The organism is Streptomyces lacaronensis, from assembly GCF_047337785.1.
GTDB lineage: Bacteria > Actinomycetota > Actinomycetes > Streptomycetales > Streptomycetaceae > Streptomyces > Streptomyces lycopersici.
The window spans coordinates 2,588,657-2,608,799 of record NZ_JBLHDK010000003.1 but is presented as its reverse complement, the minus strand read 5'-3'; the positions used below and the strand labels follow the sequence as shown (position 1 = coordinate 2,608,799).

The window sequence follows — 20,143 nt, the reverse complement described above, 5'->3', positions numbered from 1 at the left end:
AAGCACGGCGGCATGGCCGACATGATGCCGAAAGCCGCGCTGGCGAACTTCCGTAATGACCGCCCGACAGCCACTGGTCCCTGGCTGTGGCGGAAAAGGGCCGCCCTGATCTCTGGTGAGACTTCATTACTGGCACTGCACACCGCAGCAACCTCCCCGTTAACGCAGCCCCGACATCATTCTGCCGTCCCGCGCCGCATCGGCGCCGTCTCAAGATCCGAGTGGCACTGTCCTGCCACCGGCCAGGTATGCCCGTGGATGCGTGGATGATCAGGGCTCGGCGCTCCGCGGCGCCGTACGCGCTGGGCGGTACGGCGGTACGGCGGTACGGCGGTGCAGTACCCGGCGGTACGGCAGTACGGCGGTACGGCGGTGTGGCACTACGGCGGTGTGGCGAACTGGCGGCACGGCGACCTGGCGGCATGAAGAAGGCGCCCCGGTCGCGCCCGCGGACGGGCTCTCGCCGGGGCGCCTGCTCAGGCTCCTCGTGCGTCGGTCACCAGGCCACGGGCAGCGAGGTGAGCCCTCCCGTCAGCACGTTGTTCCTGGACACCAGCTCGTCGATCGGCACCGCGAGTCGCAGCCCGGGAAGGCGGGCGAACAGCGTCTGGTACAGCACGTCCAGCATGACCCGGACCAGCGGGGCGCCAATGCAGTAGTGCAGGCCGTAGGCGAGCGTCATATGCGGGTTCTCGTTCCGCGTGATGTCGAAACGCTCCGGCTCCCGGAAGACGCGGGGGTCACGGTTGGCCGTCTGCGGGCTCAGCGCGATCAGATCCCCTTCGGAGATCCGCGTCCCCTTGTACTCGAAATCCGTCCGCGCGTACCTGGTGATGCAGGCATCCGAAGCCGGCGCGAACCGCAGGATCTCCTCCACGGCGCGGGGAGCCAGGCCGGGATCCGCCTCCAGTAGCGCCCGTTGGTCCGGATTCCGCAGGAACAGCAGGGTGCCGTAGTCGGTGAACGACACACTGGTCTCGAAACCGGCGATGATCAGCGTCGATACGTATGTCTGAATGGCGTCGTCCGGCGGGAATCCCGTCTCCTGTTGCTTGAGGACCAGGTCGGTGATGACATCGTCGGCCGGTTCGGCGCGTTTGAGCTCGATGAACTTCGCGATGTACTCACGCATTTCCAGCATGGCCGTGACGGCGAGCTGCTGGTCGCTGGTGTGGAAGGTGCCTTGCGACCAGGTACCGAGCTGCTCACGGTCGGCGAAGGGAATGCCCAGCAGTTCGCTGATGACAAACACCGGAAGCCGCTTCGCGATCTCCTGGTGGAAGTCGGCCGGCTGCGGAAGCTCCTGGAATCGGCTCAGCAGCTCATCCACCGTCCGCTGGATCCGCGGCCGCAGGGAACGCATCCGCTGGGCACTGAACGACGGAATCAGCACCTGCCGTGCCTTGGTGTGGTCGACGACCTCGGTCTCGTACTCGCCCCGCGGGCCGCCGAGAATGACCGCCGCGCTGTAGCGCGGCGCGTTCGGTGGATCGAAATGCGAGCGGCCCAAACGCGCGTCGGAGATGAGCTTCTTCACATCCTCATGCCGGGTGACCAGCCACGCCGGATCGCCGACGGGGGTGCGGACCTTGACGATGGGATCGTTCTCCCGCAGCTCGGCGAACCGGGGCGGCAATTCCATCAGACCGGACTGGTCGAAGGGCAGGCGCGGAATGCTCTCATCGGTGCTCTCGGCGGCAGACATGCGATGGTCTCCTATTCGGCAGGGGCTCTCTTGACGCGGGCCTGTCTACGGTTCCTCGATGACGTGGATGCACTGCCCCGGGCACTCGTAGGCCGCCCTATCGACAGCGTCCTGGTCCTCATCGGGGACATTCGCCTGACATGTCTCGCCGCCCGGTTGGCCCAGCAGCCGGCCGTTCTGGCGCACATAGGCGAGACTGTCGTCCGCGATCGAGAACACGCGCGGTGCGGTTTCCTCGCACTGTCTGCTGTTGAGGCATCTGCTCTGGTCGATCCACACCTTCATGGCGCTTCTTTCCTGCTCAATGCTGCTCGATCTCCCAGTGCGCCCAGTGCGCCCGGTGACAGCCCCGAAGCGGTACACGGGCGCACCGTTCACTCAACGGGCCCCTCCATGCTGCCGCGTATCCGGCCATGGCAACGCATGCACAAGCCAAATGGCACTCTCCTGCCATCGCCCGTGAGGAGTCATACGCCGGGAAAACCGTTGAATCCGGCCTATCCGGGCCGCTGTCCGGAACTTCTGTCCGGACCCCGGGAGGGGCGCCCGGGAAGGGGCCGAGACCGCTCGCTGCAGCGCGTCCGCATGGCCGTGTCCGCTGGTCACGACCGTCCGCGCCGCACGCACCTGTGCATCCGTGCCATGGCCACCAGTTGGCCTGTGCAGAGATGACCCTTTCTCTGGTTGGCGGATGGCTTGTAGCGTCGAAAATGTTTTTGGGCGGAGGCTGTGAAGCGGGGGTGGGTCCGTTCATCCGAGCCCTTTCGGCTACTGGCATCGGGTACCACCGTGCGGTCGCCGGAACCGGTCATTGAAGGGATGGAGCACGTGGGTGCAGCCGAGGTACGCCCTGGGCGTTGGCTTCGCCGCTTTCGGAGAGGCGAGTCTCCTCAAGACGTCCGACTGATCTGCTTTCCTCATGCGGGTGGCGCCGCCACCTTCTTCTTTCCCTTCGCAAGAGGGCTGAACGTATCGGCGGAAGTCCTGGCGGTTCAGTACCCGGGACGGCAGGACCGTCACCGGGACGCGTGCATAGACAGCGTCGAGGAAATGGCCGACCTCATCTTCGAGGATGTGCGGGTCCTCGACGATCGCCCGCTGGCCTTCTTCGGGCACAGTATGGGCGCGGTGCTGGCATTCGAGGTGACGCGACGCCTCGAAGAGAAGGACGGGATCAGCCCGCGATGGCTGTTCGCATCGGCCCGCCCCGCTCCCTCACGACACCGTGACGAGAAGCTGCGGACGGACGACGCCCAGCTCATAGCGGACCTCAAGGCGCTGAACGGTCCAAACTCCGGGATCTTCGCCGATGAGGATGCCCTTCGCGTCATCCTGCCCGCCATCCGTAGCGACTACAAGGCGATTGAAGGCTATGTGGTTACTCCCGACACCAGGGTCACATGCCCTATCTCCACGGTTATCGGTGTCTCCGATGAGCGAGTGACCTCCGACGAGGCGGAGGACTGGGGAAAGCACACCACCGGGGACTTCGAGCTGATGGTCTTCCCAGGCGGCCACTTCTACCTCACTGAACAGCTGCCCGATGTCGCCCGTTTCGTCGCGGAGCGCATCTCTCAGTGAATAAATTCGGTGAATCGGGCAACTGATTGAGGTCGGAGTCCAGCTGTTCCGGCCCTTTTGGCACGACCTCTTAAGAGTCCGTTGGCCGGTTTCCGGCTGGACGACTGGCGGGCTTGTCCACACCTGATATGGCGTAATTCCGGTGGCGTTGGAAGGGTTTGCTATGCGGGATAGGCGAGTACTCACGGATACTGAGCTGCGCGATCTACTCTCTGATGCGTCCGAAAAGCGACAGTTCGAGATAGTGCTCGCCCTGGTACGTGAAGAGATCGCTCGGATACTCGGCTCACGCAGCCCAGAAGACATCGCCGAGCAGGCCTCCTTCCGCTCTCTCGGTGTCTACCGGGAGAAGCGTCAGCAGCTGATCAGCAACCTGACCGAGCGCTCAGGGGTTCGCCTCCCGTCGACGGTTCTGTTCGACTACCCGAACCCGGCCGCGCTGGCGCGCTATGTGAGGTCTCGGATCGTGGGCGACGTCGCTGACGCTTCCCACGCCTCGGCTGGCGCGACGGAGGACGACGACCGGCGCGATGCCGACGACCCGATCGCCATCGTGGGTCTGGCCTGCCGCTACCCCGGCGGGGTGAGCTCGCCCGATGAGCTGTGGGACGTGGTGGCGAACGGCCGGAACACCATCTCGGACTTCCCCACCGACCGCGGTTGGGACCTGGAGAACATGTTCGACCCGGACCCGGCACATGCGGGCACCTCGTATGTGCGGAAGGGCGGGTTCTTGCACGATGCCGCCGACTTCGACGCGGAGTTCTTCGGAATGTCGCCGCGTGAGGCGCTGGCGGTGGACCCGCAGCAACGATTGCTGCTGGAGACGTCATGGGAAGCGATCGAGACCGCCGGAATCAACCCCCTTGAGCTGCGCGGCACCCCGACCGGTGTCTACTTCGGCGTCATTTACAACGACTATGCCTCGCGCCTGAGCACCTTCCCGGGTGAGCTCGAGGGGTACCTGCTCAACGGCAGCCGGCAGAGTGTCGCCTCCGGCCGAGTGGCGTATGTGCTCGGTCTCGAGGGCCCGGCGCTGTCGATGGACACGGCCTGCTCGTCGTCGTTGGTGGCCCTGCACCAGGCCAGTGCGGCGCTGCGCCGCGGTGAGTGCTCGATGGCCCTGGCCGGTGGCGTGGCGGTGATGTCGGCCCCGGGTCTCTTCCTGGAGTTCTCCCGACAGCGTGGCATGGCGATGGACGGGGTGTGCAAGGCGTTCGCGGACGCGGCAGACGGGACCGGGTTCAGCGAGGGCGTGGGTGTGTTGTTGCTGGAGCGGTTGTCGGATGCTCGGGCGCGGGGGCATCGGGTGTTGGCGGTGGTGCGTGGTTCTGCGGTGAATCAGGATGGTGCGTCGAATGGGTTGACGGCGCCGAATGGTCCGTCGCAGGAGCGGGTGATCCGGCAGGCGCTGGCCAACGCCCGGCTGACGACGGCGGATGTGGACGCTGTCGAGGGCCATGGGACCGGCACGACGCTCGGTGACCCGATTGAGGCGCAGGCGCTGCTGGCCACGTATGGGCAGGAGCGTGGTGAGGGCGGTCGGCCGTTGTGGCTGGGGTCGTTGAAGTCGAACATCGGTCATACGCAGTCGGCTGCTGGTGTGGGTGGTGTGATCAAGATGGTCATGGCCCTGAACCGGGAGGTGCTGCCGCGCACGTTGCACGTGGACCAGCCGTCCTCGCATGTGGATTGGGACGCGGGGGCGGTTGAGTTGCTGACCGAGGCTGTGGCGTGGCCGCGTGGGGAGCGGGTGCGGCGGGCGGGTGTGTCTTCTTTTGGTGTGTCCGGGACCAATGCGCACGTCATTCTTGAGGAAGCGCCGGTGGAGGAGTCTGCTGGTGGTGATGTGGCGTCCGTGGTGATGCCTGGGGTGGTGCCGTGGGTGGTGTCGGGGCGTAGTGCGGGGGCGTTGGCGGCTCAGGCGGGCCGACTGCTTGAGCATGTGCGTGCTGCCCAGGCTGATGGTGGTGGTGTGGATGCGGTGGGTGTGGGGCGTGCTTTGGTGAGTTCGCGTGCGGTGTTTGAGCACCGTGCTGTTGTTCTTGGTTCGGACGTGGGGGAGCTTGAGGTTGGTCTTGCGGCGGTGGCGCGGGGTGAGGTTGTTGGTGGTGGTGTGGTGGGTCGTGTGCGGTCGGGGGTGGGTCGGCCGGTGTTTGTTTTTCCGGGTCAGGGTGCGCAGTGGGTGGGGATGGGTGGGCGTTTGCTGGATGAGTCGGTGGTGTTCGCTGAGGGGATTGCTGAGTGTGAGCGGGTGTTGTCGCGGTGGGTGGATTGGTCTGTGCGGGGGGTGTTGCGGCAGGAGGTGGGGGCGCCGTCGTTGGATCGGGTGGATGTGGTGCAGCCGGTGTCGTTTGCGGTGATGGTGGCTCTGGCGCGGGTGTGGGGGTCGTTTGGTGTGGAGCCGGCGGCGGTGGTGGGGCATTCCCAGGGTGAGGTGGCGGCTGCGTATGTGGCGGGTGTGTTGTCGTTGGAGGATGCGTGCAAGGTGGTGGTGTTGCGGTCGCGGTTGATCGGTGAGCGTCTGGCGGGGCAGGGCGGGATGCTGTCGGTGGCCGTGTCCGAGCAGGAGGCGATGGATCGGATTGAGGCTGGTGTCTGGGGTGGGGTGGAGGTGGCTGCGGTCAATGGTCCTGGTTCGGTGGTGGTGGCCGGGCCTGCGCAGGCGGTGGAGCGGGTGCGGGGTGTGTGTGAGGAGCAGGGGGTGCGGGCGCGCCGGATTCCGGTGGACTACGCCTCCCACACCGCGCAGGTTGAGCAGATCCGTGCCGAGCTGGCCGAGGTTCTGGATGGTTTGAGTCCTCGGGGTGGTGGTGAGCGGGTGCCGTTGTTGTCGACGGTGACCGGGCAGTGGGTCTCGCCCGGGGAGATGGATGGGGGGTATTGGTTCCGGAATCTGCGGCAGCGGGTGCGTTTTGCTGAGGCGGTGGGTGTTCTGGTCGCTGAGGGTTATGGGGTCTTTGTTGAGGTCAGTGCGCATCCGGTGTTGATGGTGGGTGTGGAGGAGGTGGTGGAGGCCGCTGGTGGTCAGGCGGTGGTGACCGGGACGTTGCGCCGGGACCAGGACACGCTGGGGCAGGTTGTGGCCTCTGTGGCTGAGTTGCATGTCAATGGGGTGGCCGTCGATTGGGCACCTGTTCTGGGTGGGGTGGACGGGTCGGGTGGTGGGGCGTTGGTGTCGTTGCCGACGTATGCGTTCCAGCGGGAGCGTTACTGGCTTGATGCCCCGATCGTGACGGCCGATGCCACCGGACTGGGCCTGGAGGCTCTTGAACACTCTCTCCTCGGAGCTGCGGTCCCCCTCGCCGAAGGTGGGAGGCTCTTCACCGGACGTATCTCGCTGGAGACACACCCATGGCTCGCCGACCACCAGGTTTGGGGAACCGTGCTGGTGCCGGGAGCCGCGCTGATCGAGTTGGCGATGCACGCGGTGACGCACGTGGGTCAACAGGGCATAGAAGACATCGCCCTTGAAGCACCTCTCGCAGTCCCCGAAGGGGAGACCGTTCACCTACAGGTGGTCGTCGGGGAGGCCCAACAGGACGGTCAGCGCGAGTTCAGCATTCACTCGCGGATGGATTCCGATGATGTCGATCTGGGTTGGAAGCGCCATGCGACGGGATCCAGTTGCGCGGCGGTTGATGTGGAGCGTGTCTCCGGCGCGCTCAGCGGTGCTAGTTGGCCTCCTCCCGGGGCCGCTCCCGTGGACGTTGACGAACTCTATGCGGGTTTTGCTGGTCGGGGTTATGAGTATGGGCCGTTGTTTCGGGGGATGCGGGCGGCGTGGCGGTTGGGTGATGCGGTGTTTGTGGAGGTGTGTTTGCCGGAGGGGGTTGATGGTGGGGGGTTTGGGGTTCATCCGGCGTTGTTGGATGCGGCGTTTCAGGCTTTGTTGATTGTGGGTGGGCAGGGTTTGGGTGAGGGGTCGGGGCAGGTCAGGTTGCCGTTTGCGGTGAGTGGTGTGCGGTTGGTGGGGCGGGGTGCTGTTCGGTTGCGGGTGGGTGTGCGGTCGGTGGGTGTGGATGAGGTTGCGGTTGATCTGGCGGATGGGGATGGCCGGTTTGTGGGTGTGGTGGAGTCGTTGATGGTGCGGTCGGTGTCGGTGGGGCAGTTGGCGGCGGTGGGTGCGGGTCGGGATTGTTTGTTTGAGGTGGAGTGGCAGGTGGTTCCTGCGGATGGGGTGCGGGGTGCGGTGGTGGGTCCGGTGGTGGCGTCGTTGTCGGGTGGGGATGTGGTGGGTTTGGAGCGGTTGGCGGGTTGTGGGGTGGTGCCGGATGTGGTGGTTCTGACTGTTCCTGCGGATGCGGATGCGGATGCGGATGCGGATGCGGATGCGGGTGTGGGTGTGGGTGAGGGGTCTGGTGGTGTGGTGGGTGGGGTTCATCGGGTGGTGCGGGAGACCGCTGCGGTGTTGGGGATGTTTGTCACCGATGAGCGGTGGTCGGGGAGTCGTCTGCTGGTGCGGACCAGTGGTGCGGTGGTGGTGGAGCCGGGTGAGTCGGTGGGCAGTTTTGCGGGTGCGGCGGTGTGGGGTTTGGTGCGTAGTGCGCAGGCTGAGCATCCGGACCGGTTCGTGCTCGCTGATGTTGTCGCAGGCGAGTGTGACGGTGGTGTGGGTCTTGATGCTGGTGTGGTGGGTGGGTTGGTGGCGTGTGGCGAGCCCCAGCTCGCGGTGCGTGGGGATGTGGTGCGGTGCGCCCGCCTGGCACGCGTCAGTGGAGCTGGTGCTGCGGAGCTGACCGACCGGTGGCGGGGCCCGGGGACGGTGTTGATCACCGGTGGTACTGGAACGCTGGGCGGATCGGTGGCTCGCCATCTGGTCGCCGAGCATGGCGTAGAGCATGTGCTGCTGGTCAGCCGTCGAGGCCTGGATGCGCCGGGAGCACCGGAGCTGTGTGAGCAGATCGAGGAGCTGGGCGGCCGGGTGACGATCCGCTCATGTGACACCAGTGATCGTGATGCGGTGTGTGAGTTGCTGGCTGGTATTCCGGTGGGTGTGCCGTTGCGGGGTGTGGTGCATGCCGCGGGTGTGTTGGATGACGCGACTGTGGAGGGGCTGGGTCAGGAGCAGATTGAGCGGGTGTTGGCTCCGAAGGTGGATGCGGCTTGGCATCTGCATGAGTTGACCCAGGAGATGGATTTGGCGGCGTTCGTCCTGTTCTCCTCGGCGGCGGGTGTGTTGGGCAATGCGGGGCAGGCCAATTACGCTGCGGCCAATACCTTCCTGGATGCTCTGGCTCAGCACCGTCAAACCCAGGGCCTGCCTGCGGTGTCCCTGGCCTGGGGTCTGTGGGCGCAGGACAGCGGGATGACCGGCCACCTGGGCCACGAGGACCACGCGCGCCTGAACCGCACCGGCATCACCCCCATGACCACCGAAGAAGGCCTGTCCCTGCTCGACATGGCCGTCGACGGCAATCGCCCTTCGGTCCTGCTGGCCCGCCTCTCTCTTACGGCGGTTCAGAGGCATGTGGCGAACGGCGGCGCCCTCTTGAGCCTGTACCGAGGATTGGTGAAGTCCTCGGTACGTCGCGCGGGTGCCACGACGGCAGCGACTCTTCAGCAGCGGGTGGCGGATCTCGGCGACGCCGAGCGGTACGACCTCATCCTCGCCACCGTTCGTACTCACATCGCCAAGGTGCTGGGCCACTCGACCGCGGACACCGTGGATGGCGATCGCGCGTTGAAGGATCTGGGCTTTGACTCCCTGACCGCGGTCGAACTGCGCAATCAGCTAGGGGTGGCCACCGGGCTTCGACTCCCGACCACCTTGGTCTTCGACTATCCGACGCCTTCGGCCATCGCCACGTACTTGGACGGGCGGTTGGGCGCGGGTGAGCGCTCGAATGGCGCCGATGTGGCGCCCGCTGTGGTGGGCGTGGACACGGAGCCGATCGCGATTGTGGGCGTGGGCTGCCGGTATCCGGGTGGTGTGTCCTCGCCCGAGGAGTTGTGGGAGTTGGTGGCCGACGGGACGGACGCCATTTCCGGCTTCCCGGTCGATCGTGGCTGGGACCTGGAGGCCCTGTATGACCCGGACCCGGACCGCGCGGGGAAGAGCTATGCCATCGATGGTGGCTTCCTGAACGATGCCGCGGACTTCGATGCGGAGTTCTTCGGGATGTCTCCGCGTGAGGCGTTGGCGGTGGATCCGCAGCAGCGGTTGTTGTTGGAGGCGTCGTGGGAGGCGATGGAGCGGGCCGGGATCGATCCGGCTGAGCTGCGTGGGTCGGCCACGGGCGTGTTCATGGGCGTGATGTACAGCGACTACGCCTCCAGGCTGAGGAAGTTCCCGGGTGAGCTCGAGGGCTACCTGGTCTCCGGCAGCGCGGGGAGCGTGGCGTCGGGGCGCCTGGCGTACACCTTCGGGCTCGAAGGTCCGGCGGTGACGGTGGACACCGCGTGTTCGTCGTCGTTGGTTGCCTTGCACCAGGCGAGTGCGGCGCTGCGCAGCGGTGAGTGCTCGATGGCCCTGGCCGGTGGAGCGACGGTGATGTCCACTCCGGGCCTCTTCCTGGAGTTCTCCCGCCAGCGCGGCCTGTCGGTGGACGGCCGGTGCAAGGCGTTCGCCGAGGGGGCGGATGGCACGGGGTTCGGTGAGGGTGTTGGTGTGTTGTTGTTGGAGCGGTTGTCGGATGCTCGGGTGCGGGGGCATCGGGTGTTGGCGGTGGTGCGTGGTTCTGCGGTGAATCAGGATGGTGCGTCGAATGGGTTGACGGCGCCGAATGGTCCGTCGCAGGAGCGGGTGATCCGGCAGGCGCTGGCCAACGCCCGGCTGTCGGCGGCGGATGTGGACGCGGTTGAGGGCCATGGGACGGGGACCCGGTTGGGTGATCCGATTGAGGCGCAGGCGCTGCTGGCCACGTATGGGCGGGAGCGTGGTGAGGGTGGTCGGCCGTTGTGGTTGGGGTCGTTGAAGTCGAACATCGGCCATGCGCAGGCGGCTGCTGGTGTGGGTGGTGTGATCAAGATGGTCATGGCCCTGAACCGGGAGGTGCTGCCGCGTACCTTGCATGTGGACCAGCCGTCCTCGCATGTGGATTGGGATGCGGGTGCGGTGGAGTTGCTGGCTGAGGCTGTGGCGTGGCCGCGTGGGGAGCGGGTGCGGCGGGCTGGTGTGTCTTCTTTTGGTGTGTCGGGGACCAACGCGCACGTCATTCTTGAGGAAGCGCCGGTGGATGAGGCCATGGACGTGGAGGTGGTTTCCGCTGGTGGGGGTGTGCCGTCTGCGGTGGTGCCGTGGGTGGTGTCGGGGCGTAGTGCGGGGGCGTTGGCGGGTCAGGCGGGTCGGCTGCTGGAGTTTGTGCGTGCTGCCCAGGCTGACGGTGGTGGTGTGGATGTGGTGGGTGTGGGGCGTGGTCTGGTGAGTTCGCGTGCGGTGTTTGAGCATCGGGCGGTGGTTTTGGGTTCGGATGTGGGGGAGCTGGCTGCTGGGCTTGGGAGCCTGGCGCGGGGTGAGGTTGTTGGTGGTGGTGTGGTGGGTCGTGTGCGGTCGGGGGTGGGTCGGCCGGTGTTTGTTTTTCCTGGTCAGGGTGCGCAGTGGGTGGGGATGGGTGGGCGTTTGCTGGATGAGTCGGTGGTGTTCGCTGAGGGGATTGCTGAGTGTGAGCGGGCGCTGTCACGGTGGGTGGACTGGTCCGTTCAGGCGGTGTTGCGGCAGGAGGTGGGGGCGCCGTCGTTGGATCGGGTGGATGTGGTGCAGCCGGTGTCGTTTGCGGTGATGGTGGCTCTGGCGCGGGTGTGGGGGTCGTTTGGTGTGGAGCCGGCGGCGGTGGTGGGGCATTCCCAGGGTGAGGTGGCGGCTGCGTATGTGGCGGGTGTGTTGTCGTTGGAGGATGCGTGCAAGGTGGTGGCACTGCGGTCGCGGTTGATCGGTGAGCGTCTGGCGGGGCAGGGCGGGATGCTGTCGGTGGCCGTGTCCGAGCGGGAGGCGATGGATCAGGTTGAGGCTGGTGTCTGGGGTGGGGTGGAGGTGGCTGCGGTCAATGGTCCTGGTTCGGTGGTGGTGGCCGGGCCTGCGCAGGCGGTGGAGCGGGTGCGGGCTGTGTGTGAGGAGCAGGGGGTGCGGGCGCGCCGGATCCCGGTGGACTACGCCTCCCACACCGCGCAGGTTGAGCAGATCCGTGCCGAGCTGGCCGAGGTTCTGGATGGTTTGAGTCCTCGGGGTGGTGGCGAGCGGGTGCCGTTGTTGTCGACGGTGACCGGGGAGTGGGTGTCGCCCGGGGAGATGGACAACGGGTATTGGTTCCGGAATCTGCGGCAGCGGGTGCGTTTTGCCGAGGCGGTGGGTGTTCTGGTCGCTGAGGGTTATGGGGTCTTTGTTGAGGTCAGTGCGCATCCGGTGTTGATGGTGGGTGTGGAGGAGGTGGTGGAGGCCGCTGGTGGTCAGGCGGTGGTGACCGGGACGTTGCGCCGGGACCAGGACACACTCAGGCAGGTTCTGACGTCCCTCGCTCAGTTGCACGTCCACGGGGTGGCCGTCGACTGGAAACCTGCCCTCGGCGCGGTGGTCACGGACGACAGCGCTGAGGGAGACGGCCGCGCACCGATGCTGAACCTGCCCACGTATGCCTTCCAGCGAGAGCGCTACTGGCTCGACGCTCCGCCTGCGGCAACCGATGCCACCGGCCTTGGCCTGGAAACTCTTGAGCACCCCCTCCTCGGAGCCGTAGTCGACACTGCTGGCAGCGAGGCGGTCCTGCTTACGGGTCGGCTGTCGCTGCAGACACATCCGTGGCTGGCCGACCACCAGGTGATGGGGGCGGTGCTGGTGCCGGGGGCGGCGCTGGTGGAGATGGCGACCCGCGCCGGTGAACACACTGGTTGCAATCGGCTGGAGGAGCTGACGCTGGAGGCCCCGCTGGTTCTGCCCGAGCAGGGCGGTGTCCAGGTCCAGGTCGCCGTTGAAGAAGCCGATGCATCGGGCTTCCGGCCGGTTTCTGTCCACTCCCGCGTTGAGACCGGGGAAACGTCTGCCGAGTCCGCATGGACCCGGAACGCCAGCGGTCTGCTCGGAGTCCCGCACCAAGACGAGCAGCACCAGGCGGTGTTCGAACAGTGGCCGCCGGCCGGAGCCCAGCCGATGGCGTTGGATCCGGATGAGCTTTATGCGGGTTTTGCTGGTCGGGGTTATGAGTATGGGCCGTTGTTTCGGGGGGTGCGGGCGGCGTGGCGGTTGGGTGATGCGGTGTTTGTGGAGGTGTGTTTGCCGGAGGGGGTTGATGGTGGGGGGTTTGGGGTTCATCCGGCGTTGTTGGATGCGGCGTTTCAGGCTTTGTTGATTGTGGGTGGGCAGGGTTTGGGTGAGGGGTCGGGGCAGGTCAGGTTGCCGTTTGCGGTGAGTGGTGTGCGGTTGGTGGGGCGGGGTGCTGTTCGGTTGCGGGTGGGTGTGCGGTCGGTGGGTGTGGATGAGGTTGCGGTTGATCTGGCGGATGGGGATGGCCGGTTTGTGGGTGTGGTGGAGTCGTTGATGGTGCGGTCGGTGTCGGTGGGGCAGTTGGCGGCGGTGGGTGCGGGTCGGGATTGTTTGTTTGAGGTGGAGTGGCAGGTGGTTCCTGCGGATGGGGTGCGGGGTGCGGTGGTGGGTCCGGTGGTGGCGTCGTTGTCGGGTGGGGATGTGGTGGGTTTGGAGCGGTTGGCGGGTTGTGGGGTGGTGCCGGATGTGGTGGTTCTGACTGTTCCTGCGGATGCGGATGCGGATGCGGATGCGGATGCGGGTGCGGATGCGGATGCGGGTGTGGGTGTGGGTGTGGGTGTGGGGTCTGGTGGTGTGGTGGGTGGGGTTCATCGGGTGGTGCGGGAGACCGCTGCGGTGTTGGGGATGTTTGTCACCGATGAGCGGTGGTCGGGGAGTCGTCTGCTGGTGCGGACCAGTGGTGCGGTGGTGGTGGAGCCGGGTGAGTTGGTGGGCAGTTTTGCGGGTGCGGCGGTGTGGGGTTTGGTGCGTAGTGCGCAGGCTGAGCATCCGGACCGGTTCGTGCTCGCTGATGTTGTCGCAGGCGAGTGTGATGGTGGTGTGGGTCTTGATGCTGGTGTGGTGGGTGGGTTGGTGGCGTGTGGCGAGCCCCAGCTCGCGGTGCGTGGGGATGTGGTGCGGTGCGCCCGCCTGGCACGCGTCAGTGGAGCTGGTGCTGCGGAGCTGACCGACCGGTGGCGGGGCCCGGGGACGGTGTTGATCACCGGTGGTACTGGAACGCTGGGCGGTTTGGTGGCCCGGCATCTGGTCGCCGAGCACGGGGTCGAGAATCTGCTGCTGGCCGGCCGCAGGGGCCCGGATGCGCCGGGGATCGTGGAGTTGGTGGCTGAGCTTGAGGCGGCTGGGGCGTCGGTCACTGTGGCCGCGTGTGATGTGGCCGATCGTGATGCGGTGTGTGAGTTGCTGGCTGGTATTCCGGTGGGTGTGCCGTTGCGGGGTGTGGTGCATGCCGCGGGTGTGTTGGATGACGCGACTGTGGAGGGGCTGGGTCAGGAGCAGATTGAGCGGGTGTTGGCTCCGAAGGTGGATGCGGCTTGGCATCTGCATGAGTTGACCCAGGAGATGGACTTGGCGGCGTTCGTCCTGTTCTCCTCGGCGGCGGGTGTGTTGGGCAATGCGGGGCAGGCCAATTACGCTGCGGCCAATACCTTCCTGGATGCTCTGGCTCAGCACCGTCAGGCCCAGGGCCTGCCTGCGGTGTCCCTGGCCTGGGGTCTGTGGGCGCAGGACAGCGGGATGACCGGCCACCTGGGCCACGAGGACCACGCGCGCCTGAACCGAACCGGCATCACCCCCGTAACCACCGAAGAAAGCCTCGCCCTTTTCGATGTGGCACTGGGTGTGGGGCGTGGTGTGGTGTTGCCGGTGCGTATGGATGTGCGGGCGTTTCGTGGGCGTGGTGGTGTATCGGTTCCGGCGTTGTTGCGGAATGTGGTGCGGGGTGCGGTGCGCCGGGTTGCGGTGGGGCGGGATGGGTCTGGTGGGTGGCGGGATCGATTGGCGGGTGTGGCGCCGGATGAGCGTGCGCGGTTGCTGCTGGAGCTGGTTCGTTCTCATGTGGCGACGGTGCTGGGGCATGCGGATCCTGCTGGAATCGACGCCGACCGCGCGTTGAGGGATCTGGGCTTTGACTCCTTGACCGCGGTCGAACTGCGTAATCAGCTTGGGGCGGTCACCGGGCTTCGCCTCCCGACCACCTTGGCGTTCGATCATCCCAGCCCACGCGCTGTCGCCTCTTACCTCGACCAGGAGTTGGGTGCGGGTGTGCGGTCGGATGCCGCTGTTGCGGTGCCGGCTGTGGTGGGTGTGGATGCGGCGGAGCCGATTGCGATTGTGGGGGTGGGGTGTCGGTATCCGGGTGGTGTGGCGTCGCCGGAGGGGTTGTGGGAGTTGGTGGCGGGTGGGACGGATGCGATTTCTGGTTTTCCGGTGGATCGTGGTTGGGATTTGGAGGGGTTGTATGACCCGGATCCGGCGCATGCGGGGACGTCGTATGTGCGGTCGGGCGGGTTTTTGCATGATGCGGCGGATTTTGATGCGGAGTTTTTTGGGATGTCTCCGCGTGAGGCGTTGGCGGTGGATCCGCAGCAGCGGTTGTTGTTGGAGGCGTCGTGGGAGGCGATGGAGCGGGCTGGGATTGATCCGGCTGGGCTGCGTGGGTCGGCGACGGGTGTGTTTATGGGGGTGATGTACAACGACTATGCCTCGAGGTTGGCGGTTCTTCCGGCGGATCTTGAGGGTTATTTGGGGTCGGGGAGTGCTGGGAGTGTGGCGTCGGGGCGTGTGGCGTATGTGTTTGGGCTTGAGGGTCCTGCGGTGACGGTGGATACGGCGTGTTCGTCGTCGTTGGTGGCGTTGCATCAGGCGAGTGTGGCGTTGCGTGGTGGTGAGTGTTCGATGGCGTTGGCGGGTGGTGTGGCGGTGATGTCGACGCCGGGGACGTTTGTGGAGTTCTCCCGTCAGCGTGGTCTGTCGGCCGATGGTCGGTGCAAGGCGTATGGCGAGGCGGCGGACGGCACTGGTTGGGGTGAGGGTGTCGGTGTGTTGTTGTTGGAGCGGTTGTCGGATGCTCGGGTGCGGGGGCATCGGGTGTTGGCGGTGGTGCGTGGTTCTGCGGTGAATCAGGATGGTGCGTCGAATGGGTTGACGGCGCCGAATGGTCCGTCGCAGGAGCGGGTGATCCGGCAGGCGCTGGCCAACGCCCGGCTGTCGGCGGCGGATGTGGACGCGGTCGAGGGCCACGGCACCGGCACGAAACTCGGCGATCCGATCGAGGTGCAAGCGCTGCTGGCTACCTATGGGCGGGAGCGTGAGGGTGGCCGGTCGTTGTGGCTGGGGTCGTTGAAGTCGAACATCGGTCATACGCAGGCGGCTGCTGGTGTGGGTGGTGTGATCAAGATGGTCATGGCCCTGAACCGTGAGGTGCTGCCGCGCACGTTGCACGCGGACCAGCCGTCCTCGCACGTGGATTGGGACGCGGGTGCGGTGGAGTTGCTGGCTGAGGCTGTGGCGTGGCCGCGTGGGGAGCGGGTGCGGCGGGCGGGTGTGTCTTCTTTTGGTGTGTCCGGGACCAATGCGCACGTCATCATCGAGGAAGCACCGGCGGAGGAGTCTGCTGGTGGGGGCGTGGTGCCCGTGGTGATGCCTGGTGTGGTGCCGTGGGTGGTGTCGGGGCGTAGTGCGGGGGCGTTGGCGGCTCAGGCGGGTCGGCTGCTTGAGCATGTGCGTGCTGCCCAGGCTGATGGTGGTGGTGTGGATGTGGTGGGTGTGGGGCGTGCTTTGGTGGGTTCGCGTGCGGTGTTTGAGCATCGGGCGGTGGTTTTGGGTTCGGGTGTGGGGGAGCTTGAGGTTGGTCTTGCGGCGGTGGCGCGGGGTGAGGTTGTTGGTGGTGGTGTGGTGGGTCGTGTGCGGTCGGGGGTGGGTCGGCCGGTGTTTGTTTTTCCTGGTCAGGGTGCGCAGTGGGTGGGGATGGGTGGGCGTTTGCTGGATGAGTCGGTGGTGTTTGCTGAGGGGATTGCTGAGTGTGAGCGGGCGCTGTCACGGTGGGTGGACTGGTCTGTTCAGGCGGTGTTGCGGCAGGAGGTGGGGGCGCCGTCGTTGGATCGGGTGGATGTGGTGCAGCCGGTGTCGTTCGCGGTGATGGTGGCTCTGGCGCGGGTGTGGGGGTCGTTTGGTGTGGAGCCGGCGGCGGTGGTGGGGCATTCCCAGGGTGAGGTGGCGGCTGCGTATGTGGCGGGTGTGTTGTCGTTGGAGGATGCGTGCAAGGTGGTGGCACTGCGGTCGCGGTTGATCGGTGAGCGTCTGGCGGGGCAGGGCGGGATGCTCTCAGTGGCCGTGTCCGAGCGGGAGGCGATGGATCGGGTTGAGGCTGGTGTCTGGGGTGGGGTGGAGGTGGCTGCGGTCAATGGTCCTGGTTCGGTGGTGGTGGCCGGGCCTGCGCAGGCGGTGGAGCGGGTGCGGGCTGTGTGTGAGGAGCAGGGGGTGCGGGCGCGCCGGATCCCGGTGGACTACGCCTCTCACACCGCGCAGGTTGAGCAGATCCGTGCCGAGCTGGCCCAGGCTCTGGACGGCTTGAGTCCTCGGGATGGTGGCGAGCGGGTGCCGTTGTTGTCGACGGTGACCGGGGAGTGGGTCTCGCCCGGGGAGATGGACAACGGGTATTGGTTCCGGAATCTGCGGCAGCGGGTGCGTTTTGCTGAGGCGGTGGGTGTCCTGGTCGCTGAGGGTTATGGGGTCTTTGTTGAGGTCAGTGCGCATCCGGTGTTGATGGTGGGTGTGGAGGAGGTGGTGGAGGCCGCTGGTGGTCAGGCGGTGCTGACCGGGACGTTGCGCCGGGATCAGGACACACTCAGGCAGGTTCTGACGTCCCTCGCCCAGTTGCACGTCCACGGGGTGGCCATCGACTGGAAACCTGCCCTCGGCGCGGTGGTCACGGACGACAGCGCTGAGGGAGACGGCCGCGCACCGATGCTGGACCTGCCCACGTATGCCTTCCAGCGAGAGCGCTACTGGCTCGACGCTCCGCCCGCGGCAACCGACGCCACCGGCCTGGGCCTGGAAACCCTTGAACACTCCCTCCTCGGAGCCGTGGTCCCCCTTGGGGATCAAGGACATGTCCTCACCGGACGTATCTCGTTGGAGTCCCATCCATGGCTGGCTGACCACCGAGTCTTGGGGTCGGTGCTGGTGCCACTGGCTGCGCTGGCCGAGTTGGCGCTGACCGCTGCGCATCGCGCGGGATGCGAGGGAATCCAGGAGCTCACTCTCGGGAATCCGTTGTCCCTTCCGGAGCGGGGTGGTGTCCAGCTTCAGGTTGTGGTCGGCGAGGCGGGACAAGACGGTTTGCGCAGCATCTATGTGCAATCTCGCCTCGAAGCGGCCGATGCCGTGTGGGTTCGCCATGCCACGGGTTCGTTGGTGGCGGAGGGCTGGGTTGGTGGTGGGGTGGTGTTGGAGCAGTGGCCGCCGGTGGGTGCTGAGCCGGTGGTGGCTGATCTGGATGCGTTTTATGAGCGTTTCTCCGAGCGTGGGTTTGGTTATGGTCCGGCGTTTCGGGGGTTGGAGGCGGTCTGGCGGCGTGGTGAGGAGGTGTTCGCTCAGGTTCGTCTTCCGCGGGAGCGGGTTGGTGAGGTGGAGGGGTTTGGGGTGCATCCGGCGTTGCTGGATGCGGCTGTGCATGCGGTGGCGTTGATCGCTTCGGACGAGGACGAGGAAGCCGTACGTGTTCCGTTTGCGTGGTCGGGGGTGCGGTTGCATGCCTCGGGTGCGTCGGTGGTGCGGGTGCGGTTGACCCGTGCGGGGTCGGACGCTGTAGCGCTGGAAGTGGCGGACGCAGCCGGCCGGCCTGTGGTGTCCATCGAGTCGCTGGCTTTGCGGCCCATCTCGGCTGAGCAGCTGCAGGCCGCCCAGACCAGCCGTTACGACTCGCTCTTCCAGCTGGACTGGCAATCCGTGGACTTCTCCGGCCCATCGAATGCGTCTGGGGGTTCGTGGGCGGTGGTGGGGCCGGATGCCGGGTTGGGTGAGGCGGTGGTCCGCGCGGGCGGATCGTACGCCCGCTATGCGGATGTGTCCGCGTTGATCAGTGCGCTCGATGGGGGTGGGGTGGTGCCGGAGACGGTGGTGTTGTCCTGCCCGGCGGGTGGTGGTGATGGTGATGTGGTTGCGGGGGTGCGGGAGTCGCTTTCCGCTGTGTTGTCTGTGGTGCAGTGGTGGTTGGGTGAGGAGCGTTTGTTCGGGTCTCGTCTGGTGGTGGTCACCTGTGGTGCGGTTGCCACGGAGGCTGGGGAGGATGTGGGCGATCTGGTGCGGGCTCCGGTGTGGGGTCTGTTGCGGTCGGTGCAGACCGAGAATCCCGGCCGGTTCCTCCTGCTGGATCTCGGCCCTGACTGCGGCCCTGACCGCGGTCCCGATCATGTCGGGGAGATCAGTGCCGTTGCGGCCGATGTGGTGGTCCGGGCTGTCGCCGCTGGTGAGGAGTCCCAGCTGGCTGTCCGGGGCGGCATGGTTCTGGTCCCGCGCCTCTCCCGTGTGGTCAAGTCCGCAGGGGCTCCTGGGGGGTCTGAGCGGTTGGTCTCCGGTGGGACGGTGTTGGTGACGGGGGCGTCGGGTGTGCTGGCGGGTGTGATGGCTCGGCATCTGGTGGTCGGGCACGGGGTGGAGCATCTGTTGCTGGCCAGCCGTCGGGGTCCGGACGCCCCGGGGGTGGCGGAGCTGGTGGCTGAGTTGGAGGCGGCCGGGGTGTCTGTTTCGGTGGTTGCGTGTGATGTGGCCGACCGGGAAGCGGTACGCGAGTTGCTGGCTGCCGTTCCGGCACGGTTTCCGTTGCGGGGGGTGGTCCACACCGCAGCGGTGGTGGATGACGGTGTGGTCGAGGGGTTGAGTGATGAGCGTGTTCAGCGGGTGCTTGGGCCGAAGGTGGATGGGGCCTGGCATCTGCATGAGCTGACCCGGGACATGGGTCTGGAGGCGTTCGTGCTCTACTCTTCGGTCGCCTCCACTCTCGGTGCTGGTGGGCAGGGGAGTTACGCGGCGGCCAACGCTTTCCTCGATGCCCTGGCCCAGCACCGCCACGCCCACGGCCTGCCCGCCCTCTCCCTCGCCTGGGGCCTGTGGGCACAGGCCAGCGGAATCACCCAGAACCTCAACGAGACAGACCTCGCCCGTATGGACAGGTTGGGGATCATTCCGATGGTCACTGAGGATGCCTTGGCGCTGTTTGATCGGTCGATGCACGCGGACCGTGCCGCGGTGCTACCGGTGCGGTTGGACCTCAAGGCGTTCGGGGACCGGTCGATGCCCGTACCGCCGGTGCTGCGTCAGTTGGTGCGCAGGCCGATCCGGAAGGCGGCGGCCGGGAAGGGGAGTGCCCCGGGCACCGAGTGGCGCGACTGGGTCGCCATGGTCGTTCCGGAAGAGCGGGAGCGGCTGGTGCTGGACCTGGTGCGTACCCACGTTGCCACGGTGCTGGGACGAACCGATCCGTACGGAATCGAGGAGAAGCGAGCGCTCAAGGAGTTGGGCTTCGACTCCCTCACCGCGGTCGAGCTCCGGAACCAGCTCAGCAACATCACCGGACTACGTCTGCCGACCACTCTGGTCTTCGACCATCCGACTCCAGCGGCCATTGCCAACGTTCTGCTCAAGCAGATCGACGGGTCTTCGCAGACCACTGCGCAGGGCATCATGAGCGAGATCGACAAATTGGAAGCGGCCCTTGCCGGCATTGACTGGGCCGATGCCGAGGCGGCCGTCGTTTCCACGCGCCTACGCGGACTCATCACTAAGTGGGGCAGGAATTCCGGGTCGGATACCGAAGACCTCGGCACTGCATCGGCTGATGAGCTATTCAGCATTCTCGACGGCGAGCTGGAACGTTAAGG

The 20,143-nt window shown here is 66.4% G+C and carries 4 protein-coding genes; 2 read left to right on the top strand and 2 right to left on the bottom strand.

Features of this window, described 5'->3' with window-relative positions; translation table 11 throughout:
• Nucleotides 1-496: 496 nt before the first annotated feature.
• Nucleotides 497-1,705 (bottom strand): cytochrome P450, encoded by a 1,209-nt coding sequence (locus ACMTAK_RS11145; protein ID WP_413806064.1) that lies wholly within the window; start codon nt 1,703-1,705, stop codon nt 497-499.
• A 45-nt stretch (nt 1,706-1,750) separates the two neighbouring features.
• Nucleotides 1,751-1,990: a ferredoxin gene (locus ACMTAK_RS11140; protein WP_413806063.1), complete on the bottom strand. Its 240-nt coding sequence runs from the start codon at nt 1,988-1,990 to the stop codon at nt 1,751-1,753.
• A gap of 534 nt (nt 1,991-2,524) precedes the next feature.
• On the opposite strand from ACMTAK_RS11140, the gene ACMTAK_RS11135 reads away from it, so the two are divergent.
• Together ACMTAK_RS11135 and ACMTAK_RS11130 are read left to right on the top strand one after the other, a co-directional pair.
• A complete protein-coding gene (locus ACMTAK_RS11135) occupies nt 2,525-3,286 on the top strand; it encodes a thioesterase II family protein (RefSeq protein WP_413812857.1) in 762 nt (253 codons plus the stop codon).
• A 244-nt stretch (nt 3,287-3,530) separates the two neighbouring features.
• A complete protein-coding gene (locus ACMTAK_RS11130; protein ID WP_413806062.1) occupies nt 3,531-20,141 on the top strand; it encodes an SDR family NAD(P)-dependent oxidoreductase in 16,611 nt (5,536 codons plus the stop codon).
• Nucleotides 20,142-20,143: the final 2 nt, after the last annotated feature.